This window comes from Treponema paraluiscuniculi Cuniculi A (assembly GCF_000217655.1).
GTDB lineage: Bacteria > Spirochaetota > Spirochaetia > Treponematales > Treponemataceae > Treponema > Treponema pallidum.
On sequence record NC_015714.1, the window covers coordinates 935,134 to 957,393 of the forward strand.

At 50.2% G+C, this 22,260-nt stretch carries 20 protein-coding genes; 10 read left to right on the top strand and 10 right to left on the bottom strand.

Annotated elements, in window-relative coordinates; all coding sequences use genetic code 11:
* The first annotated feature begins 113 nt into the window (after positions 1-113).
* The gene (locus TPCCA_RS04235) at positions 114-1,397 is read left to right on the top strand and encodes a cysteine desulfurase family protein (protein WP_013945445.1); all 1,284 of its coding nucleotides are present in this window, start codon (positions 114-116) and stop codon (positions 1,395-1,397) included.
* Between the two features lie 58 nt (positions 1,398-1,455).
* Here the strand turns inward: TPCCA_RS04235 and TPCCA_RS04240 are convergent, their stop codons facing one another.
* The 3 genes from TPCCA_RS04240 to TPCCA_RS04250 all read right to left on the bottom strand — a co-directional run bounded on the left by TPCCA_RS04240 (position 1,456) and on the right by TPCCA_RS04250 (position 6,586).
* On the bottom strand, positions 1,456-3,096 hold the full coding sequence (locus tag TPCCA_RS04240) for a peptidoglycan DD-metalloendopeptidase family protein (RefSeq protein ID WP_013945446.1): 1,641 nt from the start codon (positions 3,094-3,096) through the stop codon (positions 1,456-1,458).
* A gap of 33 nt (positions 3,097-3,129) precedes the next feature.
* On the bottom strand, positions 3,130-4,557 hold the full coding sequence (locus TPCCA_RS04245; RefSeq protein ID WP_041610009.1) for a UPF0164 family protein: 1,428 nt from the start codon (positions 4,555-4,557) through the stop codon (positions 3,130-3,132).
* An 88-nt stretch (positions 4,558-4,645) separates the two neighbouring features.
* Positions 4,646-6,586 (bottom strand): YifB family Mg chelatase-like AAA ATPase, encoded by a 1,941-nt coding sequence (locus TPCCA_RS04250; RefSeq protein WP_455432117.1) that lies wholly within the window; start codon positions 6,584-6,586, stop codon positions 4,646-4,648.
* 319 nt (positions 6,587-6,905) lie between these two features.
* Between TPCCA_RS04250 and TPCCA_RS04260 the strand changes: the two genes are divergently transcribed.
* The 9 genes from TPCCA_RS04260 (at position 6,906) to TPCCA_RS04300 (ending at position 14,515) form a co-directional block, all read left to right on the top strand.
* Positions 6,906-7,766, top strand: a complete 861-nt coding sequence (locus TPCCA_RS04260) for a flagellin N-terminal helical domain-containing protein (RefSeq protein ID WP_010882311.1) — start codon at positions 6,906-6,908, stop codon at positions 7,764-7,766.
* A gap of 14 nt (positions 7,767-7,780) precedes the next feature.
* Entirely contained in the window at positions 7,781-8,017 is a 237-nt protein-coding gene (locus TPCCA_RS04265) for a hypothetical protein (protein ID WP_010882312.1), read from the top strand.
* Between the two features lie 27 nt (positions 8,018-8,044).
* Entirely contained in the window at positions 8,045-8,902 is an 858-nt protein-coding gene (locus TPCCA_RS04270) for a flagellin N-terminal helical domain-containing protein (RefSeq protein ID WP_013945450.1), read from the top strand.
* Positions 8,903-9,199: 297 nt separating this feature from the next.
* On the top strand, positions 9,200-11,368 hold the full coding sequence (fliD, locus tag TPCCA_RS04275; protein ID WP_013945451.1) for a flagellar filament capping protein FliD: 2,169 nt from the start codon (positions 9,200-9,202) through the stop codon (positions 11,366-11,368).
* A gap of 11 nt (positions 11,369-11,379) precedes the next feature.
* Complete coding sequence (locus tag TPCCA_RS04280) at positions 11,380-11,982, top strand: hypothetical protein (RefSeq protein WP_013945452.1); 603 nt, start codon at positions 11,380-11,382, stop codon at positions 11,980-11,982.
* Positions 11,979-12,254, top strand: coding sequence for a hypothetical protein (locus tag TPCCA_RS04285; RefSeq protein WP_010882317.1), 276 nt, complete (start codon positions 11,979-11,981; stop codon positions 12,252-12,254). Before TPCCA_RS04280 ends, TPCCA_RS04285 begins: the two co-directional genes overlap by 4 nt.
* 39 nt (positions 12,255-12,293) lie before the next feature.
* Positions 12,294-12,701 carry a tRNA (adenosine(37)-N6)-threonylcarbamoyltransferase complex ATPase subunit type 1 TsaE gene (gene tsaE / locus TPCCA_RS04290; RefSeq protein WP_010882318.1) on the top strand — a complete coding sequence of 136 codons (408 nt, stop codon included), beginning with the start codon at positions 12,294-12,296 and terminating at the stop codon, positions 12,699-12,701.
* Positions 12,702-12,747: 46 nt separating this feature from the next.
* On the top strand, positions 12,748-13,413 hold the full coding sequence (gene tsaB / locus TPCCA_RS04295) for a tRNA (adenosine(37)-N6)-threonylcarbamoyltransferase complex dimerization subunit type 1 TsaB (protein ID WP_013945453.1): 666 nt from the start codon (positions 12,748-12,750) through the stop codon (positions 13,411-13,413).
* A 4-nt stretch (positions 13,414-13,417) separates the two neighbouring features.
* The gene (locus TPCCA_RS04300; protein WP_013945454.1) at positions 13,418-14,515 is read left to right on the top strand and encodes an HD-GYP domain-containing protein; all 1,098 of its coding nucleotides are present in this window, start codon (positions 13,418-13,420) and stop codon (positions 14,513-14,515) included.
* A 12-nt stretch (positions 14,516-14,527) separates the two neighbouring features.
* Here TPCCA_RS04300 and TPCCA_RS04305 read toward each other — a convergent pair whose 3' ends face one another.
* From TPCCA_RS04305 to TPCCA_RS04335, 7 genes are all read right to left on the bottom strand, one after another.
* Complete coding sequence (locus TPCCA_RS04305) at positions 14,528-15,478, bottom strand: DUF4340 domain-containing protein (protein ID WP_041610051.1); 951 nt, start codon at positions 15,476-15,478, stop codon at positions 14,528-14,530.
* A 5-nt stretch (positions 15,479-15,483) separates the two neighbouring features.
* The gene (locus tag TPCCA_RS04310; protein ID WP_013945456.1) at positions 15,484-16,965 is read right to left on the bottom strand and encodes a GldG family protein; all 1,482 of its coding nucleotides are present in this window, start codon (positions 16,963-16,965) and stop codon (positions 15,484-15,486) included.
* Positions 16,962-17,699 (bottom strand): ABC transporter permease, encoded by a 738-nt coding sequence (locus TPCCA_RS04315; protein ID WP_245522113.1) that lies wholly within the window; start codon positions 17,697-17,699, stop codon positions 16,962-16,964. The genes TPCCA_RS04310 and TPCCA_RS04315 overlap by 4 nt, the downstream gene beginning before the upstream one ends.
* Positions 17,677-18,483: an ABC transporter ATP-binding protein gene (locus TPCCA_RS04320; RefSeq protein ID WP_013945458.1), complete on the bottom strand. Its 807-nt coding sequence runs from the start codon at positions 18,481-18,483 to the stop codon at positions 17,677-17,679. The genes TPCCA_RS04315 and TPCCA_RS04320 overlap by 23 nt, the downstream gene beginning before the upstream one ends.
* A 78-nt stretch (positions 18,484-18,561) precedes the next feature.
* A complete protein-coding gene (locus TPCCA_RS04325; RefSeq protein ID WP_245522114.1) occupies positions 18,562-20,013 on the bottom strand; it encodes a HEAT repeat domain-containing protein in 1,452 nt (483 codons plus the stop codon).
* A 16-nt stretch (positions 20,014-20,029) separates the two neighbouring features.
* Entirely contained in the window at positions 20,030-21,148 is a 1,119-nt protein-coding gene (locus TPCCA_RS04330; protein ID WP_013945460.1) for an LptF/LptG family permease, read from the bottom strand.
* Complete coding sequence (locus TPCCA_RS04335; RefSeq protein WP_041610052.1) at positions 21,145-22,242, bottom strand: LptF/LptG family permease; 1,098 nt, start codon at positions 22,240-22,242, stop codon at positions 21,145-21,147. The genes TPCCA_RS04330 and TPCCA_RS04335 overlap by 4 nt, the downstream gene beginning before the upstream one ends.
* Between the last annotated feature and the right edge of the window lie 18 nt (positions 22,243-22,260).

Here is a 22,260-nt window from a genome sequence, read left to right on the forward strand (position 1 = left end):
CGCGCCGCCCTGAGGCGACCAGCCTACCCCATCCGTACTTCACACGTCAAGGAGATAGCTAATGCCCCGATCCTTCCTTGAGCCACACCCACTTTTCAGGCATCGTACGCACCATGAACCTCTATTTGGATTGGGCTGCAGCTGCTATACCCGAAACCCGGCTTATCCTACGCGAAACGCAACAGGCCTGTACTCTCTTTGCCAACCCTTCTGCTGTGCATTGCCTGGGAAACGATGCGCGCGATGCGCTCGAACGAGCACGACACACGTGTGCCCAGAGCTTAGGCATCAATCCAGAACGCCTTATATTCACTTCAGGCGGGAGCGAAGCAAATCAACTTGCCCTCCTTTCTGTCCTTACTCGTCTTCCTCACGCAGAAATCAGCGTCAGTATGCTAGAGCACGCGTCGGTCACTGCACTTTTGCCCCGGCTTGAGCGGTTGCAGGTATCCGTACGCCACATCCCCGTCAATGCCCGCGGTTTCATTACCCCTGAGGCTGTACGTGCAACGCTCAGTCCCCGTACCACGCTAGTGTGCGTGAGCGCCGTGCATAGTGAAACCGGCGCCATCCAGCCGCTCCCTGCTATTGCGCACGTGCTTGCACACACAGGCACACGCGGACGCTCTATCCAGCTCCACGTAGACGCCGCACAGGCCTTTGGGAAAATACCGCTCAATCTGTATATGGACCTTCCGCGCATAGAGGAACATGCACAGGAAAACAACGCGCCACAGACACCACCGGGCTACCCCGCACCCACCGCACAACGCGCGCTTACCTACTCGGTAGCAATCAGTGGCCACAAAATAGGCGCACCACGGGGTATTGGGCTACTGTGCGCACACCGTTCATTTACCCCCTTTGTCCTGGGAGGCGGACAGGAAAAAGAGCGCCGCCCGGGAACTGAGAACCTTGCAGGTGCGCTCGCGCTCGCCGCTTGCGTGCGCGAAGGCGCCTTCTTCCGTGCTCTACATACCACTCCGGAAGGCCCTACACCGCATACGGAGCCCACAGCTCCTGCAGGGTTACGCAGTGTCCGGGCGCGTACGTGCGCCTTTGTGCGTGCACTCAGCAATTTACCGCGGGTGCAACTAGTCCCTGCAACGCGCAAAGAAGACGAAGCGCACTTCTCTCCCTACATCGTCTGCTGTGCGGTACAAGACGCCAGCGGCGAGGCATTAGTACGTGCATTCTCAGACGCAGGCGTGTGCATCTCCACCGGTTCTGCCTGCTCGACAAAGAAAGGTGGCGTTTCAACACGCCTTCTGCGTGCACTCGGGGTAGAATCCCGCGCAACGCGCGGCGTGCTGCGTTTCTCTTTTGGTCCACACACCACCGCCGAAGATCTCGATCGGGTCTTAACGCTTTTCCATACCCTGCTGCAAAAACTATGACCGCTCCACACGGAAAGGGTACACGCACAGGAAGCACTCAAGCGCCGCACATAACCCCTTATTTTGTCAAAACTTTTAACGGATTTACCACCGACCCGTTCTTAAATACTGAAAAATGCAAATGTGGACCAGTTGCCCGACCGCTAGCCCCCACGCGCCCAATGGTCGTCCCCTGGACTACCCGCGCCCCACGCCCTACCATCACCGAACTTAAATGTCCATACATGGTTTGGTATCCACCGCCGTGCACGATGATCAGGTAATTCCCGTAAATTCTGCTATATCCAATTTCTGCCACTTTCCCATCGAGCGTTGCTTTCACCTGCGTCCCATAGGGTGCGGCTAGGTCAATCCCATTGTGAAAGCTCCTTTTGCCTGAAAAGGGATCTGAGCGGTACCCAAACCCAGAGGTGCGCCGCCCGCGAATTGGATACATGAATAACTCCCCCAACACCTTCCTCAAATCAAAAGCAGATAATTTTGCACCCGGAATAAACAAACGCTGTCCAACTGTTAATGCACGACTGACCAAATCATTCGCATCCAGCAACGTATTCAGGGGCAAACGAAAGAGACTGGCAATTGCACTAAGCGACTGTCCCTTTTGTACCGTGTGCATGAGTCCATCCATGGACGGAATAGTAATTTGATCCCCTACCGATAGTCTGCGCGCGTTTGAAATTCCGTTCACCGACAGCAGCGTCCCCATATGCTTGAGTCCTGCGCGCAGCGCAATGGCACTAATAGTATCTCCCTTACGTACGGTGTACGTGCGGTAGCTCACCGTCGCAAGCTGCGTATCCAACGCCTCTGCGAGCGCGGCAGCGTTCGCGCCGTCCTCGCGCGTTTCTACCTCCTCTGCACGAAAAACCCCACGACGCAGCGCATGCGCCAACGTGCTGTCTGTTTCAAAACGCACCAGCGCAAGCCTTCTGCCACCGGTAACGTGCACCGCCCACGGGATACACAGCACCATGAGCACAAAAAGCAGCGCGCAAGCCAACGACGCACACAACGGCACAGAAGAAGCATCCTGCAAAGAACGTACAGGCACCGAAAAGGAAGGAAAAGAAAAACGAGGCACCGCGGTGCGCGCAAGCGGCGTGCGTGCACTCTTTTCTCTCCGGAAAAAACGCATCCCCCCTATACCCCGCCTGCGGCTCACCCGAACAGAACGGTTTGAAATACTGCTGAGCAACCCCGAAGCGTTGAGCGCCTGCGCGCGTATCAAACGCGCTTCTGCACGTGTGCTCCATTTTGCGTAGCGCGCGCGTAAGCCCCGTCCTCCTCCGGGTCTCCCACTGACTCCGCTGCCTGACTCAGGAATATCGAGGGTATCAGGACTTTCATGAAACGAAATTATCTCTTTCTCAAGAGGAAAACGGGGAACAAGACGGTTACGCGTACGAGCGCGCACACCCCCACTATCGGAAAACGCACTACTTGAAAGAACTGCGCGGCGCACTTCTGCAGGGCTCGGACACGCGCTGAACGGCTCACATCCCCGCGCATGATCCGGAACTAAGTCCGCACCCGTGTACGTAATCACGTCCATAACGGGCGGTATCGGAACATTTATTCCAGGCGTTGAGCATTTCGCCTGCAGCGCCACAGGCGGCGGAGTCCCTAGCGGCGTGCCACTTGTTTTTGAACCGCACGGCGCACGCCCCGTATAAAGAACACACCTCGCCGGGCGCAACCGCCGAGGGTGTCTTTCCCGATAAAGCAGAGTTCAGTGAAGAAAATGAAAATCGTAAACCTGCCGGTTTAATTGCAAAAGCTTCGTTGCACGCTCGATACCTTCTCGCGCCGGCTCAAAGCTACCGGCACGCTGCAGGGTGCGGCGCCATTCGGCAATTGCTTCCTCATAGTGCTGCGCATCATAGTGACGCAGCCCCCGCAGGTATGAAGTGTATACTTCCTTTTCCAAGTGCTTGCGTCGGTCTCGATTAAAAAATCCTGCAATTCCGCAGGAAATGGCATGCTGATTCTTCCCTGAACTTTCATAGGTGTATGTGAGATCCACACGCACCCACGTACTTTTGAATTCTACTCCTGCACTTGCACGGATATCTGGGGCGAGCCCGGTGAGAAACACATTTGAGCCAAATGCAACGTACTGCACCGGCAGGAGCAGGAACGCCACGCCGTATCTGAATCTATTGTTGCCTGCAAATTCTTGCACGTTGTACTTCCACTCAATCCCCGTGCCAAAGAGAAACCACCGTATCGGTTGATACGCACATGCGAGAATAAAACTCGAGTTTGTAGCGTGCACCGTCCTGCCGCCACCCACGCTAGAACCGCTGCTGGATGCGTCCACCTCAACTGAAAGTCCAACGTTTTTGACGGTACCGCCCACCCACAGATTCGGCTCATGGGAACCAAAATTCTTGGCCACCGACCACGTCCCCTGCAGACCGATGTCTGCGGTCGCCACCACGTGCTTCTTACCCCCCCCGCCGGCTGAAGAATCGCGGTAGCCAACTTTCACGTTGGTTCCCACACTGATGCCTTTAAAACGATAGGCAGACAAAAAACGGTGCGCCACATTGAAAATGGCAACGCCGCCTACTGTCTTTTCCCCCGTTGGCGGGTGGGGGTACTGAACACTCGCAGAAAAACCGTAGCCGGTCCGTCCTATGCTGTGCACAAGTGCAATCGTATCTGTGTGCAATTGATTAACCCGGGCAAAGTGAAACCCTCCCACCAGGAGATAGGGGAACGCGGCACTCCCTGCTGCATTCGCCTCAAAAAAACTTGCATCGTCTGCTAAAGCGGTAAATGCCAAGCCGAGCATTTCATATCTGCCGCCTGTCCTCAGCGAGAAGGCACGACGATTCACTCCCCTCGGACTCCTGGATGTCTGTGCTATCATTGCAATAGCCGGCGTCGTTGCAGAAGAAAGGAGCACGGACTTTCCAGACACGGCACGCCGCACCCTGCGGTGCGCCGGCACTCGTGCGCGAACTTCACCCCCTTGCGAAGACCACGCGCCCAAAGAAGCTGTCCGCGCAAAAAGCGGGGCAAGACACAAGGCAGATATCCCAATACGCATCCCCAGAACCCGAACTGATAGAAAGCTGCGCGCACCGCGCACCGCAGCACATCCGCACGCGCCACCGCTTGAACGAGCTCTTCTCCGCCTCATCCGTACCACTAGACTACCTCACCGCATCCGCTCCGTGCAACGCTCGCGCACAAGTCCCTTCCCTTTCCCATACGCTGCGCCCCTACCAGTGCCCCGATTACGTCAGAGAATGGGGCAAAAGCGCGCTCCACGTACGAAGGGCTACGGCCTCTTGCACGTGCGCCACCTGTAAGCGCGCAGCACCTTCTATATCTGCAATTGTACGCGCTATTTTTAATACCGCATGTCCTCCGCGCCCCGACAGCTGCTCCTTTCCTACTGCACGATGGAACTCCCGCGCAGCATCATCTGTCAACATACACCAACGCTGCACATTCTCAGGAGAAAGACGCGCATTCCGGTATCGAATCCAATCTTCCACCGTTGATGACCGCCCGTTAATCGGCGCACATAGACAGCTCCCCTGCCGTTCCCACTGCGCTTCAAGTGCGCACGCAACCGTCTTGCGCAAGCGCGCGGTACAGCATGCCGGTTCGGACAGCAGCGTATGCGAAGCAGGCGGCAGCACCTCCACCCGCAAATCAACGCGATCTAAAAGAGGCGCAGTCAGCTTGCGCCAATACCGCTCCACCGCCTGAGGCGCACAGGTGCATACCTTGTGCTGCACCCCAAAATTCCCACATGCACACGGATTGACTGCCAAAAGCAACTGAAACCGTGCAGGATACGTGCTGCTTTTTCCTGCGCGACTGACTGTTATCTGCCCTGTCTCAAGCGGTGTGCGCAGCGTCTCTAATACCGGACGCTTAAATTGCGTCGCCTCATCTAAGAAGAGCACTCCCCCATGCGCAAGAGAAATTTCTCCCGGAAGACAGGTGCCTGCACCCCCAATTATTCCTTCTGCGCTCGCACTCGAGTGCGGCGTGCGACACGGCGGACGCCGCATGAGCGGGTCCTGCTCAGCACCCTTTGGGAGGAGGCCTGCAATACTGTGTACTCTTGTCACCTCAAGTGCCGTACGTGCATCCAAGTCTGGCAGAAGAAGCGCAAACCTACTCAACGAAAGCGTCTTGCCACACCCAGGCGCCCCGTACGCAATAAGATGATGTCCTCCAGCAGCTGCAATCTGTAGTGCCCGGATCAGTTTTCTCTGTCCCCGCACGTCTTCAAACCCACCGGTAAGCCCTAACGCAGCGTGTGGCCAGTGCTGCACCGGGCGTTCCTGCCCTGTTCCCCCGGCAGAATCAGATGCGTCTCCCGTGGACCTGCCAACCGAAAATGGAAATGGCGATACACCCGGCGCCGTCCCCTCAGGGCGCGCGCCTGTCTCTCCCACCGCACCCGGACACCGCTTTGGGAACAACGCCATAATTGCCCCTGCGTCCATACCCGCGTCCTGGTGCATAGACGCACCTGTATCTGCCGGAAGGTGCACGCGATGCGCGGTGTCTTCCACAGAAACCTGCTTCCCCTCCCACAAGAGAACTGAGTTTGACTGACCCCACCCAGGAGCGAACTGCTCATGCGGCGCATCCTGCGGTTCTACAGCCAGCTGCTGGCAGGCAACAAGAGCTGCACGAAGTTCTTGCACGGCAAAAACGCGCACTCCAGGCGTGATACGCGCTTCTGCCTCATTTTCCTTTGGCACGATGTAATCGTAAATGTGCGCGCTTAATCCTGCGGAAACTGCTGCAAGCGTGCCACGCACTGGCCGGATACGTCCTGAAAGCTCAAGCTCTCCGAGTACCATCACACGGCGAACCTCGCGTGCGCATCCGCGCGCACCACCTGTCAGTTCCGGCGTTTCCTCTGCAGAGCTCGCGTGCACCTGGGCGCGGAGCACTGCCAATGCGATGGGCAGGTCAAACGCACTCCCTTCCTTTTTCAGATCTGCAGGGCTCAGATTGATGAGAATGCGCTCCTGAGGAAAGGGAAGCGCTGCATTGCGGATAGCAGCGCGGATCCGCTCCTTCGCTTCTTTAACCGCAGACCCTGGCAGTCCCACAATATCCACTACCGGCAGTCCCCTCCGAAGATCCACTTCCACCTTTATGACCTCGCCTTCATATCCAAAGGCGGAAAAGCTCATAATCTGCACCGTTTACCTCCCATGCGATGCGCAGGACGCAGTGTGATGCACGCGTGTACTGTGCATGGAGCTGGGCGCTACACCTGCCACCCTGCCTACGGTAGCCGCCGCATACCGCATACCCATAACGATAGCCGGTCAACCTGCATAGCCAACGCACACCCGGACGTACCTACCAAGGAACGTAACAAAAAAGGCGAAAAAAACCTCAAGTCCTTTTCCGTTTTTCCGAAAATAGGATCGGCCCGTTTCTGCTCTCGTGCGGTGCACGGGCCCCTGCAGGGCACGGACGTCTTGCAGGAATGTCAGAGATTCCACGGAGGAATGCATGATTATCAATCACAACATGAGTGCGATGTTCGCGCAACGCACACTCGGGCACACCAATGTCCAGGTTGGAAAGGGCATCGAGAAGCTTTCATCCGGCTACCGCATCAACCGCGCAGGGGATGACGCTTCTGGTTTGGCTGTCTCAGAAAAAATGCGCAGCCAAATCCGCGGCCTCAACCAGGCATCCACCAATGCCTCAAACGGTGTGAACTTCATTCAGGTTACCGAAGCCTATCTGCAAGAAACCACCGACATCATGCAGCGTATCCGAGAGCTTGCAATTCAAGCGGCAAACGGCATCTACTCTGCTGAAGACCGCATGCAGATCCAGGTGGAAGTTTCGCAGCTTGTGGCAGAGGTAGACCGCATCGCTAGTTCTGCCCAGTTCAACGGCATGAACTTGCTCACGGGCCGCTTCTCCCGCACTGAAGGTGAGAACGTCATCGGTGGCTCCATGTGGTTTCACATCGGCGCTAACATGGACCAGCGCATGCGCGTGTACATCGGCACTATGACTGCGGTGGCGCTGGGCGTACGAAACGGCGTGGATGAGTCAATCATGTCCATTGAGACTGCAGACTCGGCCAACAAGAGCATCGGCACCATCGATGCTGCTTTGAAGAGAATCAACAAGCAGCGTGCGGATCTCGGAGGCTACCAGAACCGTATGGAGTACACAGTTGTCGGTCTTGACATCGCTGCGGAGAACCTGCAGGCAGCTGAGTCTCGCATCAGGGATGCAAACATCGCAAAGCAAATGGTTGAATACACTAAGAATCAGGTACTCACCCAGTCTGGCACTGCAATGCTTGCGCAGGCGAACACCAGCGCGCAGTCGATTCTCTCAATTCTCCGGTAAGCCGGCTACGCCGCGTGCGCTCTTGTCCAAAAAGGGCAAGAGGAGTACACTGGGCCACAGGGGCTGCCCTGTGGTGCCCTTCTAGAATGATCTTTGAAAAGATTTCTCCCTTGCAGGCCTTCGTGTGGGCGGTTCTGAGGCTTTTTCTAAAAAGCTTCAGAACCGTTTTCCGTGGCGCGGTGCGTGCAGGGTGCGGCGTGCTCGCCTGCGTCCGTGCATACGGTTTTCCACCCTATGGATCAAAGGAATAGAGGTGGAAGGACTTCAGGGAGGGTCATATGATTATCAATCACAACATGAGTGCGATGTTCGCGCAACGCCAGGGAGGCATCAACGGACTTGCAATTGCTAAGAACATTGAAAAGCTTTCGTCTGGATACCGCATTAACCGTGCAGGAGATGATGCTTCTGGTTTGGCTGTCTCAGAAAAAATGCGCAGCCAAATCCGCGGCCTCAACCAGGCAGGGCAAAATATCCAAAACGGTATATCCTTCATTCAGGCTACCGAAGGATACTTGGCGGAGACAACTGAAATCGTCCAGCGCCTGAGGGAGCTTGCAATCCAGGCGGCAAACGGCATCTACTCCGCCGAGGATCGCATGCAGATCCAGGTGGAAGTTTCACAGCTTGTCGACGAGGTAGACCGAATCGCAAGCCAGGCCCAGTTTAACGGCATGAACTTGCTCACGGGCCGCTTCTCCCGCGAGTCTGCCCTTGGGCCCATGCAGCTGCACGTCGGTGCGAACATGGACCAGAATGAGAAAATATTCATTAACACCATGACGGCAAGTGCTCTGGGCTTTTTCTCCGATGAAGGGACAGACGGCAGTCGTTCCATCAGCATTGCGACCGTCGACGGGGCGAACAAGGTCATCGGTACGCTTGATAACGCACTCAAGGAGATTAACAAGCAACGTGCGGATTTGGGTGCCTACCAGAATCGATTTGAAACCGCGTATCAGGGAATCGCTATCGCGGCGGAAAATCTGCAGGCAGCCGAGTCTCGCATCAGGGACGCGGACCTTGCGCAGCAGATGGTCGATTACACGAAGAACCAGATTCTCGAGCAGTCGACTATGGCAATGCTCGCTCAAGCAAATACACAGCCACAGGCAGTGCTCCGCTTGATGCAGTAAGCGCATATCGCGACGGTATATTTTTAAACGTTCAGCGTCTTCATTAGAGAGTTTCGGATGTCATCTCTTGTGAACGCCCATGAGGGAAAGAGGAGCCGCATACCTCTTTACCTTTTCTTTTCTCTTTATCTTTCTGTCATCACACCCTGCGGTTGCCATTACGGCGTAAACGCTGGGAATGTACTTTGTATTTGTTAAGCTTGCGTATCTGTAAGCCGATAAGCCGCGCGTGGAGTTTTTTTGAAGGGAACTCGGCTGGAGTCTTGATCCACTCTCCGCAGCTTTCGAGGAGTCATTGTGTCTGATGTCCGCATCCCCGGAGTAGGGGCCGGTAAGTACGATAACCTCATCCAGTCGCTTATGAAAAAGGAGCGCATTCCTCGGGACAACGCTGCGGCAAAGGTAAAGGTTTACGAGGTTCAGAACAACGCGCTCAAGGACGTGGAGCGGTATGCGCGCGATTTGCGTGACGCCGTCAAAGGACTCTATTCCTTCAACAACCCTTTCGCAGAGAAGGAAGCTCATTCTAGCAACGAGCGTGCGTTCACCGTCGATGCTACTCGAGACGCTGCCGAGCAGAATCATACACTGCGCGTCAAAGACATCGCACAAGGGGATGCGTTTCTCTCAGACCCCCTCCCTGCGGATTTTCGCGTTCCCAGCGGGACGTATACGTTCTGTATTGGAGAAAAAAAAATATGCGTGTCGTGGAAAGGCGGGCACTATCGTGATTTTATACGTGCCGTCAACAAGCAGGGCAAAGACTCACTCACCCTCTCAGAGATAAAAACGAGCGGTGCGAGCCGTGCGCTCCTGTTTCGCTCAGAATTAACGGGAAAGAGCAATCGTCTTTCCTTTGAAGACGCTGCGCTGGACCTTGCACTGCGCCTGCGCGTCGTGCAGGAAGCACATTCTGACGTTTTTACACAGGACGTACTCAGTGTTGGACCTGGAAAACACGCGCGTTTGGATTTTCCCCACCCTCTGCGCGCGCAGGCAGGGCTTACGCTGGAGTTTGTCGCGTCTCTGGAAGGGGCATCTATTGCAAACGAAGAGTCGCGTGCGCACACGCCCGCACAGGGAGGCGCTCCCGCGTCTTCCCACGGAAATACGGCGTCCGCTGCACACAATCGGGACGGAGCGGCTGCTGTGCGCCCTACTGAACCGGCAAACGGCGCTCCTGTACAGGAAGAAACCAGTTCAGTGTTCTTTGAGGGGGTCACAGTAAAGAACGAGGCTTCCCAGGGAGATCTGCCTACCACGGACGGCTTGGAAAAATACCCAGCTGTCGACGGCAAGGGAGACAATCCGCGCGCACCTGGAGAGTTGCAGGGCACGGCCACCCACGAAGGTTCAGGGTCGTCCACAGACAACGCGGATGACACACGCTCAACTGGTGCCTTGGCAGGATCGGGTAAGCTTGCACTTGAGTCTCTGCAGGGGCACGCGCTTCCTTTACCACCGCTGGTGCTTACACAGAACGCACCGCAGATGGTATCCATTCCTTTGCGCGAGTACGGGGATGTTCGCGCGCTCATACTGGATAACGCGCAGGCGCGAGGCGCACTGACACTGCGCGCTATCCGTGTGCGTGCCGAGGATGCACCAGGTGGTTATGTCCCCGTGAACCCTGCCTCTCAAGCACAGGATGCAGCGTTTGATTTCGATGGGGTGCACGTTACGCGCGGAACTAATTCTATCACCGACCTTATCCCCGGCGTTACGCTTTCGCTGCACGAACGTACAGAAAAAACCGAAACGCTCTCTGTCACCCCCGACGTGAACGCCATGAAGAACGCTATTATAGAATTCGTTGCTAAGTACAATCGACTCATGGCAGAAATTAACATTGTCACCAGTAACAAGTCAGCCATTATCGACGAGCTTGCGTATCTTACCCCCGAGGAGAAAAAGAAAGAGACAGAACAACTCGGCAGCCTCCACGGGGATTCCACGCTTCTTATGCTGAAAGACAGACTGAGACGCAATACCAGCAATGCGTACCGCGCCGGCGATGACGGTGCATCGCGGACACTTGCACACATCGGCATTTCCACAAAAGCGCACGCTTCGTCTGGCATTAACACGGCACAGCTACGCGGTTATCTTGAAATTGATGAAGAAAAATTACATTCCAGTTTGAACGCACAAAAGGATCAGGTGCGTGCTCTTTTTGGGCACGATTCAGATGGTGACCTCCTTGTGGACAATGGCGTTGCATTCACCCTAACAGAACTGCTCAACCCTTATTTAGGACGATCGGGTATTTTTGCCATACGGTCAAACGGCGTTGACGAGCGTATTAAATCGACAGAAAAACGCGTAGAAACGTACGACAAGCAACTGGAAAAGAAGGAACGGGAGCTGCGACACAAGTATCACACCATGGATGGCGCGCTTCGTTCTCTACAAAAGCAGTCTGACGCAATTCAGAACTTCAACCAGTCTGTTCGCAACAGGAATTAGTGGGAGTCTTAATGGACATTACGATTAACGGACATACACTGCAGTATGTCATTGAACATGAAAAAACTATTGGGGAGGTTCTAGGCGCGATAGAAGCTGCGTGTAAAAAAGAAAAACAAACGGTATCGGCGGTGACGGTCAATGGCAGGGAACTGTCTGCTAATGAATTGGATACACTTTTTTGCCAACCCTTGGATACCGACGTCACCCTTGATCTTACCACTCTTTCAGGGGGAGACGTGCGTGCACTCTTGCGTGAGATTAGTACCACTCTCCTTGCACGCACAGCTGCGTTACAAGAAATCGCAGTAAACATGCATAGCGGTAATCTTGCAGAGAGCTACGCTATGGTCAGTGACTTTTCTGCTCTCTTGAAAAGTCTTTATCACTGCTTTACTCTCTCGGACATCGCTGATTTGGATCATGGCCTGAGAATTAAGGGAAAAGCCCTGCACGATTACCAGCGCGAGATTTCTCCCCTGCTTAAGGGCTTACTAGAAGCAATGGAAGAAGGGGACAGCGTTGCTGTCGGTGATATTGCGGAGTACGAGTTGGCACCGGTTGTTCGGGATTTAAGTGACGGTATCTTGCATATGGACATGGGTGTACAATGAAGTTTGACGGACTGATTCGCAATCTCGACCACATTACGCGAAAGGATACGTATCTCTACTACCGGGAGGAGTTTTCTGCTGTCGCATGTTACTCTCTCTTCGGTCGAATTCATTCAGGAAGGGTTGAGTTTTCGGTAGAGACCACTCCCGTTGGGGAAAAGAGCGTGCAGGTAAAATTAGTTGATGCAATTGATTATCCGCTCTTACCGCTTGTACAAGCACTCAAGCGTGTAGTGAGACTGTTGATCGAGAAGAATCAGTTGCCGCGTTAGATCTTGTCCAGTTTTTTTAAAAACGGTAGACTCGCCGCGGTGAGGTGCGTCAGTCGCTCAGCGCAGGATACTGCGCGGTGGGGCACGGTAGTCGGAAGGCTGCTTGAGGAAGGTTCCGTAGTAGTCTTGCAGGGGGCGTTAGCGGCAGGGAAAACCTGTTTTGTAAAGGGACTCGCTCTGGGACTCGGTATCCAAGAGGAGATTACGAGTCCTACCTTCACACTGCTGGCAGTCTACCACGGCAGGCTGACGCTCTATCATATGGACGTGTACCGGCTCGCTTCCCTGGAAGACTTCTTTGATATCGGTGCGCAGGAGTGCGTATACGGCACGGGAGTCTGTGTCATTGAATGGGGAGAACGGGTCGCGTCAGAACTGCCGGAATACACTGTTACCATCTCGTTGCGTGTGCTCGCAGATGGTAACCGAGAGATTACCGTAGCGTAGCGCAGAGTGCTTCCTGTCTTGCAAAAAGGCAAAGAGGGCGGGGTGTATGAATATACTTGCCATCAACACCGTTGCGCATGCCCTCAACGTTGCAGCTGAAGGAGCACAAGGCACCGCTGTTGTGAGCATCGAAGGTGCGCATTGTTGCATACAGCAACAGCTCGTGCGTGCGCTTGACGTTGTCGTAAAACGCGCAGGATTTCCTGTACAGGAAACACAAATCGTTGCCTGTCCTCGGGGGCCTGGTTCATTTACCGGCTTGCGTACCGGTTTTGCAGTTGCAAGAGCCCTACAGCTGGGTGTCGGAGCCCGTTTTATTGCCGTGCCTACGCTGCGCCTTGCGGCACATCCGTTCCGCGCGTTCACAGGACGGGTGTTGTCCATACTAGATGCAAAACGTGGTCGTTTTTTTTGGAACTGCTTTAAGTCAGGAGAGCCGCTCTTTGAAGACTCTCACAACCACGCACAAGAAATTGTAAAAAAAGTGGACACACGGGTTCCATGCCTGGTGTGCGGCACGGGAACAGCACTTTTTAAAAGTGTAATGGAAAGCCAGGACAACACGGTTCCTTTCATGTACGTAGAAACTGACGCTCATGAAGGAGCAAAGACACTCCTTGCTTTGGTAAAAGTGCTCAATCACAGCGCCGCCACTCCGGGGGAGCGCGGAGCGCCGCAGTACACAACACGAACTTACGCAAAAGGAAGCTAATACTATGGGCAATTCAGATATCTGTTCTGACATTAATGATATCGAAGAACTTCAATCTGAAGAAGGTGATGCACCTATACGAGAAAATGCCAATCCAATCAGAGAGGATTACAATTTTATACGTGAACAAAACCCCATTCTCGGCTCAGGACTTGATCTTATCGGAAGTGCAAAACTGCCCATGCTCTTTTTAGACAGCAATCTGCTGATTGAATATATCAGCGTCGAAGCGAATTCTCTTTTTAGAGGTTATTACCATCTGGAGAGAAAGCCGTTCTTTAATGTGTTTGGGAATATCCTCAGCCGTAAGGAACTTGAAGACTTTTTCTCTTGTGTCCGATCTCACTCTAAAGGATTTACCTGGAGAGGCACGATGGCCCATAGAATTCGTGCAAAAAGAACGCTATACACGCGCACAAGTTTTATCCCGCTTTCCATCAGCGACGCCCAACCTTCTGGATATATCGTTCTTTTCGAAGACATTTCAGATATGTACTCGCAGCAGATCAGTAATATGCTGAGTAGTTTGCTACAAGCGTCAAAGCTTAAAGACAATGAAACAGGGTTGCACTGCGAGCGCGTTAATCACTATTGCAGATTCATTGCAGAATACCTGTATGACATCAACTTATACCCCCAAGTCGATACGGACTTCGTAGAGAATATCGCCTTTCTTGCAGCTATGCACGACGTGGGGAAAATTGGTATTCCCGACTACGTTTTGAAAAAACGTGGTGGATTAAACGAATTAGAGTGGGAGCTCATGAAGGAGCATACTATCAACGGTGCGCTCATTCTTTCTTCTTACCCTGACCCTATGGCGAAGGAAATAGCGCTCAGTCATCACGAGCGCTGGGACGGTACAGGATACCCCTTCAAATTGGAAGGAGAGATGATACCGCTTTCTGCACGTATTACGAGCATCGCCGATGTATATGATGCATTGCGTATGGAACGCTCTTACAAAAAGGGATTTTCTCATGAGCAAACTACACACATGATTTTAGAACAGTCTGGAAAAAGCTTTGACCCCATTTTGGCACGTGTATTTCAGAAAATACATACAAAGTTCAACGACGTATGGGACACGCTACAGGACTGAGCATCCTCAATCCTAGTCAGAGATAAGGTTTTCTTCGGTGTCAAATTGCTGCAAGGAGCTCATACCAGTTTCTGTCTGCATGCGGGAAATGAGAGCAAACAGGTACCGTGCGGTGTAAGCGCTCAGGGTGTATGCGTGCGCGCTCTGTGCATCCCACAGAGTCCACTCCCGGTGAGCAGCAGGCTGAAGACGAAACCGTATAATCTTTCCGTCTCCCCGGTGAATGACAATTGATTCTTTCCATTGAGTCGGTGTAGGTCCAACATCAACATAAGAGAAACGTGCGAAAAACTGCTCGACCTCTTTAAACACTACAGACGTCCGACTCCTCACGATGTATTTCCCTGAAACTTCCATCATTTGTATCTGCGATTGTGTGAAGAGTTCATGGAACTGCCGCGTATCACACCAAAACCGCTTTTCATCTCTGAAAAAAGGGGTAAAATCATCCTCTGTCAAAAAAACAGCTGCGTTATCTCCAATTCGAATATAACGCCCAAGTCCTGTACCATTCAACGCACCAAAGTATATGTCGCCTATAGCAGCGCCATTTTTTTTTGTAAACTTCATCTGCACTGCAGGTTGTTTTCCGAGAGCATAGTCTGAGAAAAAACGAGTATTATTTGTAATAAATTCAAAACGTCTTTTAGTAAAAAGATATTGAAATAACCGTTCTAATACTTCCTGTTTTGCAGGATGTATCGCATGCGCCAGTTGTATAAACCATTGCCTATCCTTTTTCACCCAGCGCAGTTCACGAGATGCATTACGTTCCTCCCTTGGAAAACGGAGAATGACTTCCGTTATATCCGCCCGTTCTCTAGGGTGGAGACAAAATCCATAAAAGTAACGCCTCTTTTTTACTCCCCCATACCTCATCACCGCAATACAAAAGCAAAACAAAATCACTGAGGTTAAACATACCCACCGTGTTACGCTGCTACGCGAATCCACAGATCGCATAACCCTCACCGTTTTCTCCGATAAAGAATCTGCATCACCACAAACAGCATTCCTATAAGCACAGGGATAGCTACGATATTCAGATAGCGCGCACGGTGCACAATGCGTGCGAACTTTTGTTCATCACGGAAAGATTTCAATGGAAGCCACGCGGGATTCTTGCTTTTCAGCATAAGTAAACCATCGTTACCACACAGCCACTGAATACAGTTTATCATGAAATCAAGATTTTCTCCGTTGTGCGTATGTTCCACAATTGCACTGACCATGTACTCATCGGACACTACCATGAGCTTTCCAGGGTAATCACGAAATGCAACAAATGCCTGGGGCGCGGGCATTTTACCTTTTGCAAGATCTTTCAGGTGATCAACAGAAGGATCAATATTAAAAGGCGCAGTCATACACAGAGAATGATTACTCGTAGACTCAAATACACGGGCAGGAAAAGAAACTCGTATTGACGAGGGCCAAAATAATCGAAGGAACTGAATTCCCGCTTGTACCATTACAGGTACTCCGTGCGTATACGGTTTCAAAGTAACAACTGGCCAGAACGGATAAGACACTCTATCGTATTGAGTTTCGTAAACTGAAGGTAACGATACAGCAAAACTTTGCTCGTCGAGAATGAGATCTGAGTTAATAGTAATTCCGTACGTGCTCAGGAGATTAATAAGAAAATCATGGCGCTTTTCCTCAACAGTCCATTGATCATTGAGTTGCACGTTATTTCCTGATACAAAGCACAATGCGTTTCCTCCCTTCTGCAAAAAAGCATCAAGTAAGGTTACGGCGTGTTCATCCACGTAGCCAGAACCTAAAATCAAAAGTGGAATACGGGTATCTAGCTGAGGCAAAGAAATAGAGAGAATCTCTGGGAGCAATCCTTCAGATTGCAAACGCGGTAATACATGGGCATATGTGGTACTTAAACTTTCTGGTGGAGCAAGAACATATATCCCACGGGACATCATATCTGCACTCATTTCCTGCTGCATCTGGATGATCAAACGCGCGATGTCATACTCCAGCCTTTTGGTGTCAGACACAAAGGGTACGGCACGAGCCATACCACGATATTCAACAAGTATTGCAGAATACGCATCGTACGCTATGCTGGCAGTGTTACGCGTATACGTAACGCGCCGAGCAACAAATCCAAGTTCTTTCCTCAAAGACTGAGAAAGGAGATTAATATCCTTCATCGCTACTGCACACTGCTTACTCAGCTGATGAGCGTACTCTTTAAGCAAATCTCTCACATATATGACGGTAGGAATGTACCTATCTACATCGGTGGAATAAAACCACGTTATTTCCACAGTACTTTCGACACTCTCAAAAAGCTTAATGGTGTGTGCCGAAAGGGAATATGCTCTCTGTGCTGTTAAATCACACCGGACAGGTGTACAGAACGTCACAAACACGCTCATCATTATATTCAGAATCATCACGGTACAGGGTATATGATGTTTTCTGCTCACCTAAAACGAACCCTTACAATCAAACACTGCAACTCGATACCCGCTATCGCTACAAAAATATAGAACGCGAAATCGCTTAAATCGAATATGCCACGAGCGGCAGATTCAAAATGATATACGAAAGAAACCCACGAAACACATGCCCTTATATATCTGTGTGATATGAACACTCGTGCGGGAATATGCACCAGCAATGCCATCACCGCAAGCGTAAAGTTCAAAACAAAACCCACTGCAGCGTAAGAAACGTAGCTGGCTACCGCACAAGACAGCGAAAGAAGAGCTGCACCAAAAAGAACAAGCGTCACGTATGCAAGAGCACAGGGTGCATAATCAAAATATCCCAGAGAAAAAATAGAAAGAGGGATAGCAGTACTGACAACAATCATCCCACCGTACACTGAAAGCAGCGATAGATACTTTGTCAAAACAATCGTTCGTTCTGCAATCGGAAAAGAAAAAAGCAGTGTATCGGTTCCTGACTTTCGCTCATGAGACCATACATGCATTGTCAGCAGCGGTATGATAATGCAGAAAAGAAGTGGTGCATTAAGAAAAAAACTTTGAAGCTCAGATATCCCCGCATTTAACCAAAAATTTACTCCAATGAACGGTATGGTCAGACCAAGGTGCAGTAGTACGTGACACACGTAAGTTACCGGTGAAATGAGTAGAGAACGCAGCTCCTTTTTATACAAAGTAAAAAATTGTTTACACTGCATAGCACGCAGCATCCTGTGCACTCTGCCATTGCATATACTGCTCAAATACAAAAGCGATAAAGGTTCCTGTTTCAAGGTGCAATGCTACTGTTTGCTTTTTCTCAGGAAATTCTCGCACGATGTGCGCTGCTATTTGCGCTCTATTTCCTGAGAAAAGAACATGTCCTGCATGCAATAAGACAAACACGTCGCACAACGCTTCGATCTCCTGCACCGCGTGCGTAGAAAACACCACAGCAAGATTATTGTTTTGCGCAACAATCTCTTTATGGAATTCCTTCAGATATACAATATCCAAACCAGAAAGAGGCTCATCTAAGACAAGGAGTTTGGGACGGTGCACCAATGCCTGCGCAAGCCCAACCCTCTGTTTATATCCTTTAGAAAGATTGCGCACACGTCTGTGTGCAACAGACTGCAACTGGAATAATTCTATCATTTCAGCGGTGCGCGCCTCCCCATCGGCAAGTTGAAATATGCGGGCAACAAAAAGAATATGTTGCTCAACCGTCATATCTGCGTATAGCGGATTCTGCTCATGCAGAACACCAATATGACGCCGATACCCTACCGGGTAGCGTGATAAAGAACAATGACACGCATACACTTCCCCCGAAGACGGATGAATCAACCCACCAATCACGCGAAGTACAGTGCTTTTCCCTGCACCGTTCAACCCCAATATCCCACACACCTGTCCCCTTTCAACACAAAAGGTTACGTCTTCACACCCACGTACCGGATGGCGCTTGGAGCCATAATGTTTCGTTAAACTGGTTACACGAAGTACTTCCATATTCACCGTCAAAAAAGAATTCAAGACAGCAGACACACCACTGCAGTTAATACACAGATTTTTATAGAAAACACATCCTCACGATTCTTTTTTTTGACGTGCTAAAATTTGCCTTGCCTTTACTTGTAGAGCTCCAAACTTATTATCCCCCGCTATTTTTTCTATGTGCTCAGAAAGAGCTAAATACTGATTTGTTTGATACATATCAAGTCCAATACCCACGGTTAACACATCCTTTGATGCGAGGTAAGCAGCTGCTATTGTCTGTCCCAACTCAGTACGTGTCTTTGCAAATGCTTTCCCCAGGGCGTACCTCAACTGTTTTTTCGTATCGTTGAGAACAACATCAAGCATTACCTTCTCGATATGCTGATACAAAGCACTGATGGTATATTGCATCCCTGCTGCAGCAACACGTGCACGCAGTGTGTCGCTTTTTTTCTCATCCAGGAGGACATCACGTAGCCAATCATTTCCTTCCCCAAGATTATATTTAGCAACAAGATCAACAGCCTTATGTAACACCGCATCAACGGGATCAGACTGTGCCCGGTACAAAACATACGGGAAATACGACGCACACAACACCCGTTCTGCAACTGCTAATGCCTCTAGTCTTGCTCTGTAATGTATATCCCTAAAACCTTCAATGACAATATTACGCGCTTCATCTGTATCGAGCAAACCTGCTCCTTTAATCGAGGCTATTCTCAGAATAGGATCTGACTCCTCAGATAACACGGATAATATTTCCACCGCATCGGAACGTCCAATACCTGCCAGTCCTACAGCAGCAGAAGCTCGAACGACACTATTTTCCTCCGAGCTCATTACCACCAGTTTAAAAAAATCAAAAGCATGCTCAGCATGCAACTGCTCAAGAGCTGCCATAACGTTTTGTTTCCTGATCAACGTCTTTTTATCGTCATCGAAATGAATATTCTCATAATACCTCACTAAAAATTCGGAATCTTCCGTACTCCCCATGTTTCCAAGTGCGACAATGCATTCATCAGCATACTGAGACACTTCACTGCTCAACACTTCCCTTAATAAAGGAGTCAACTCTCTCGCCTCAAGACCTGAGATGTATCGTATCGCTGACTTAACTACCATCGGATTATGTTCCGTTACCTGTTGCAATACATCCACCGCAACAGACTGCGCACAATCATTTTTCTGAAACAAGAAAAAATCAAACAACAACGCCTTTAATTCAGAACTTTTTGTGCGTCCGCACAACATACACAACGTTTCGTTTAATGAGGCGTTATTTTCTTTCTTTAACTCTTCTATCAAGGAGATAATATCAGAAACTAATCCATACTTGATGGTATTCATCCTTTTCTTTAGAAGAACCGTTTTCTCATCAGTGATATCTATATGACGCCCCTGTTCTTGCACGTGCTGCGTTCCCGTTTCCTTAGCAAACATGGGGACACCCCTCCCTAAGAAAAGGATTGCTACATGCACGCTACAGTAGTGCACGAAAAGACTGCTCCCTTTCACCCCATTTCCCCTCCGTTCCATTCTATATCTCTCTATTTTAAAGACAGACGGACTGTCTGAGCGAAGATGCACGATACTGTCTTTCCTGCATGAATCCAGCACACCACACGTAAAAGATCAAAAACAAAAACGTCAAGACGGGAAAAAACACTCCCCAAAATGGAGAAAAATATTCTTCCCTCGCACAGACGATACTCGTCATTTCAACAACATAGTATGCGCTTGCAAGGACTACACTACAAAAGATGTACATGATGAGCGATCTCTTTTTTAGAAAAGAACCTGTCAAAAAGGACAAACAGAGCATAATGCACATCGTAAGAGGAAAATAAAATTTCTTGTAGAATCGGATTGACAACTCTCTATGAGGCTTTGACGCATATTTTAACGTATGAAGCGTCTCTTTTATTTTCTGGATGGACATACCTTTTGTTAAAAAATCCTGATGATCAAATAATTCAAGCGGTTCTCTCAACTCGAAAGAATCAAGATATTCAGAAACCATAAGTTTCATTTCATGAGTGATAGTATATACAACCGGTTTTATAAGAACCCACCTGTCTTTCTGCCAATGTGCAGTGTGTGCTTCGATAAGCTTCTGAATAGTACCGTTACTATTTTTCATAATAACTAACATATCAACGAGCACCTTTTGTCCTCTGTGATACGCACCCGCAATGGAGATTATCTTACCATCAAAAGAAGAAGCAACAACGTCATTTTCACTATTCCCCTGAGCATAGCTCACAGTACGTGCAATGATTTCATCCTTTTTTGACTGAGAAACAACTACCACACTATTGTCAAATGCAAATATTCCAATTGCTAAGAAACACATAAAACCAAACCACGGGCCTACGATACTAAAAAAAGATAACCCACCGAAATGGATGGCAAGAAATTCATTTTGGACATACAAGATTCGCACAGTATACGTTGCAGCAAAAAGCACAGACAAAGGACAGCACAGCAGTACATAATGTGGGATAGATACATACCATATCTTCACCAAAGAAGAAAAACGATACCCATTCGAAATAAACTGCGTAAGATTAACCAGAATATCAATAGCATCGAGAATCATACTCGCACACACGAGCACTAGAAAAAAAATTGGTAAGAACATGTCCAACATATACACCTGCAGTATTTTCATACTGCAGATTTTCTCATTGACAAAATCAATGCAGTAAAAAACAATGCGGCGTTTGGAATCCACAGTGCAAGGGAAGGAACAATACTAAGCCTCAACGCAAGTTCTTGTCCTCCGATAGAGATAATCCAATACCCTAGTACAACAATAAGCCCTCCTACAAATCCTTTCCCCTGGGAAGAAATATTGCTAAGTGTACTCAAACCAAAAGACAAAAAAATAAAAAGCACTACGCTTATCGGGTGAGAAAATTTTTTTTGGAATTCCAATTGGTACGTCGCGATATGTCTCGGGTTTTCCTTTGCCTTTATTTTTTCCTGTATCTCCCGGTATAAACTACGGGTCGAAAAGCCACCCGGCCCCAATCCCATAAAATACTCTGGTTGTGTTTGCTGCGTATGCACGTGATATTCAGCTCTTCCACCGTAAATGAGATCGCAAATACGGGGGCGGGTGCGATATACAATGAGCATACAAGGATCATGCATTCGTATCGTAAACGGTACAGTTTGATCTGCGCTCGATTCGAGTACGGACTTTCTACTACTCACAACCTTCAAACTACGGGAATCGCTTTTGTCGACAATTAAAAGTTGATACATAACGGAGTGAAATACTTCACCAACCGACAGTATAACCCCATTGTGTTTTCTAGTTGTGTGAGATTCAAATCCCAAGGATGGCACGGAACTGAGTACGCGCCAATACACCTGCCTTAATCGTATAAAGCTTGCAGGTACCACCACGTCGCTAAAAACAAATACAAAAAGCGCACTGCACAAACCAATCGACAAAAGAGGGAATATCAAAAACCGCGGCGAAACGCCCAGCACTTGCAGCGCAAGCAGTTCAAGGTTGTTACGCAGCCGCCCCAACCCCAAGAGGGAACCGACCAACACGGCAAAAGGAGTAACGTAAATCAACGCAGCGGGAATGGAATACAGCAACAGCCGCACCACGTCCGCAGCGCTCACGTGCTTGGTAAGTAATGTCTGCGCAAAAAGCAGTACGTTGTTCACAAAAAAAACCAAGAAAAAGCACAGCACGCCCACCAGGATGTGTTTGAACACTACCTCGCACACGTACACAAAAAGCACTCTTCTCCACATCTAGGT

Bases quoted from the DNA above. Each gene is read 5' to 3' on its own strand.
- TPCCA_RS04270 (WP_013945450.1), top strand. From the start codon at position 8,045: ATGATTATCAATCACAACATGAGTGCGATGTTCGCGCAACGCCAGGGA.
- TPCCA_RS04300 (WP_013945454.1), top strand. From the start codon at position 13,418: ATGGGCAATTCAGATATCTGTTCTGACATTAATGATATCGAAGAACTT.
- TPCCA_RS04325 (WP_245522114.1), bottom strand. From the start codon at position 20,013: ATGGAACGGAGGGGAAATGGGGTGAAAGGGAGCAGTCTTTTCGTGCAC.
- TPCCA_RS04235 (WP_013945445.1), top strand. From the start codon at position 114: ATGAACCTCTATTTGGATTGGGCTGCAGCTGCTATACCCGAAACCCGG.
- TPCCA_RS04285 (WP_010882317.1), top strand. From the start codon at position 11,979: ATGAAGTTTGACGGACTGATTCGCAATCTCGACCACATTACGCGAAAG.
- TPCCA_RS04280 (WP_013945452.1), top strand. From the start codon at position 11,380: ATGGACATTACGATTAACGGACATACACTGCAGTATGTCATTGAACAT.
- TPCCA_RS04330 (WP_013945460.1), bottom strand. From the start codon at position 21,148: ATGAAAATACTGCAGGTGTATATGTTGGACATGTTCTTACCAATTTTT.
- tsaB (WP_013945453.1), top strand. From the start codon at position 12,748: ATGAATATACTTGCCATCAACACCGTTGCGCATGCCCTCAACGTTGCA.
- TPCCA_RS04315 (WP_245522113.1), bottom strand. From the start codon at position 17,699: ATGCTGCGTGCTATGCAGTGTAAACAATTTTTTACTTTGTATAAAAAG.
- TPCCA_RS04260 (WP_010882311.1), top strand. From the start codon at position 6,906: ATGATTATCAATCACAACATGAGTGCGATGTTCGCGCAACGCACACTC.
- TPCCA_RS04305 (WP_041610051.1), bottom strand. From the start codon at position 15,478: ATGCGATCTGTGGATTCGCGTAGCAGCGTAACACGGTGGGTATGTTTA.
- TPCCA_RS04320 (WP_013945458.1), bottom strand. From the start codon at position 18,483: ATGGAAGTACTTCGTGTAACCAGTTTAACGAAACATTATGGCTCCAAG.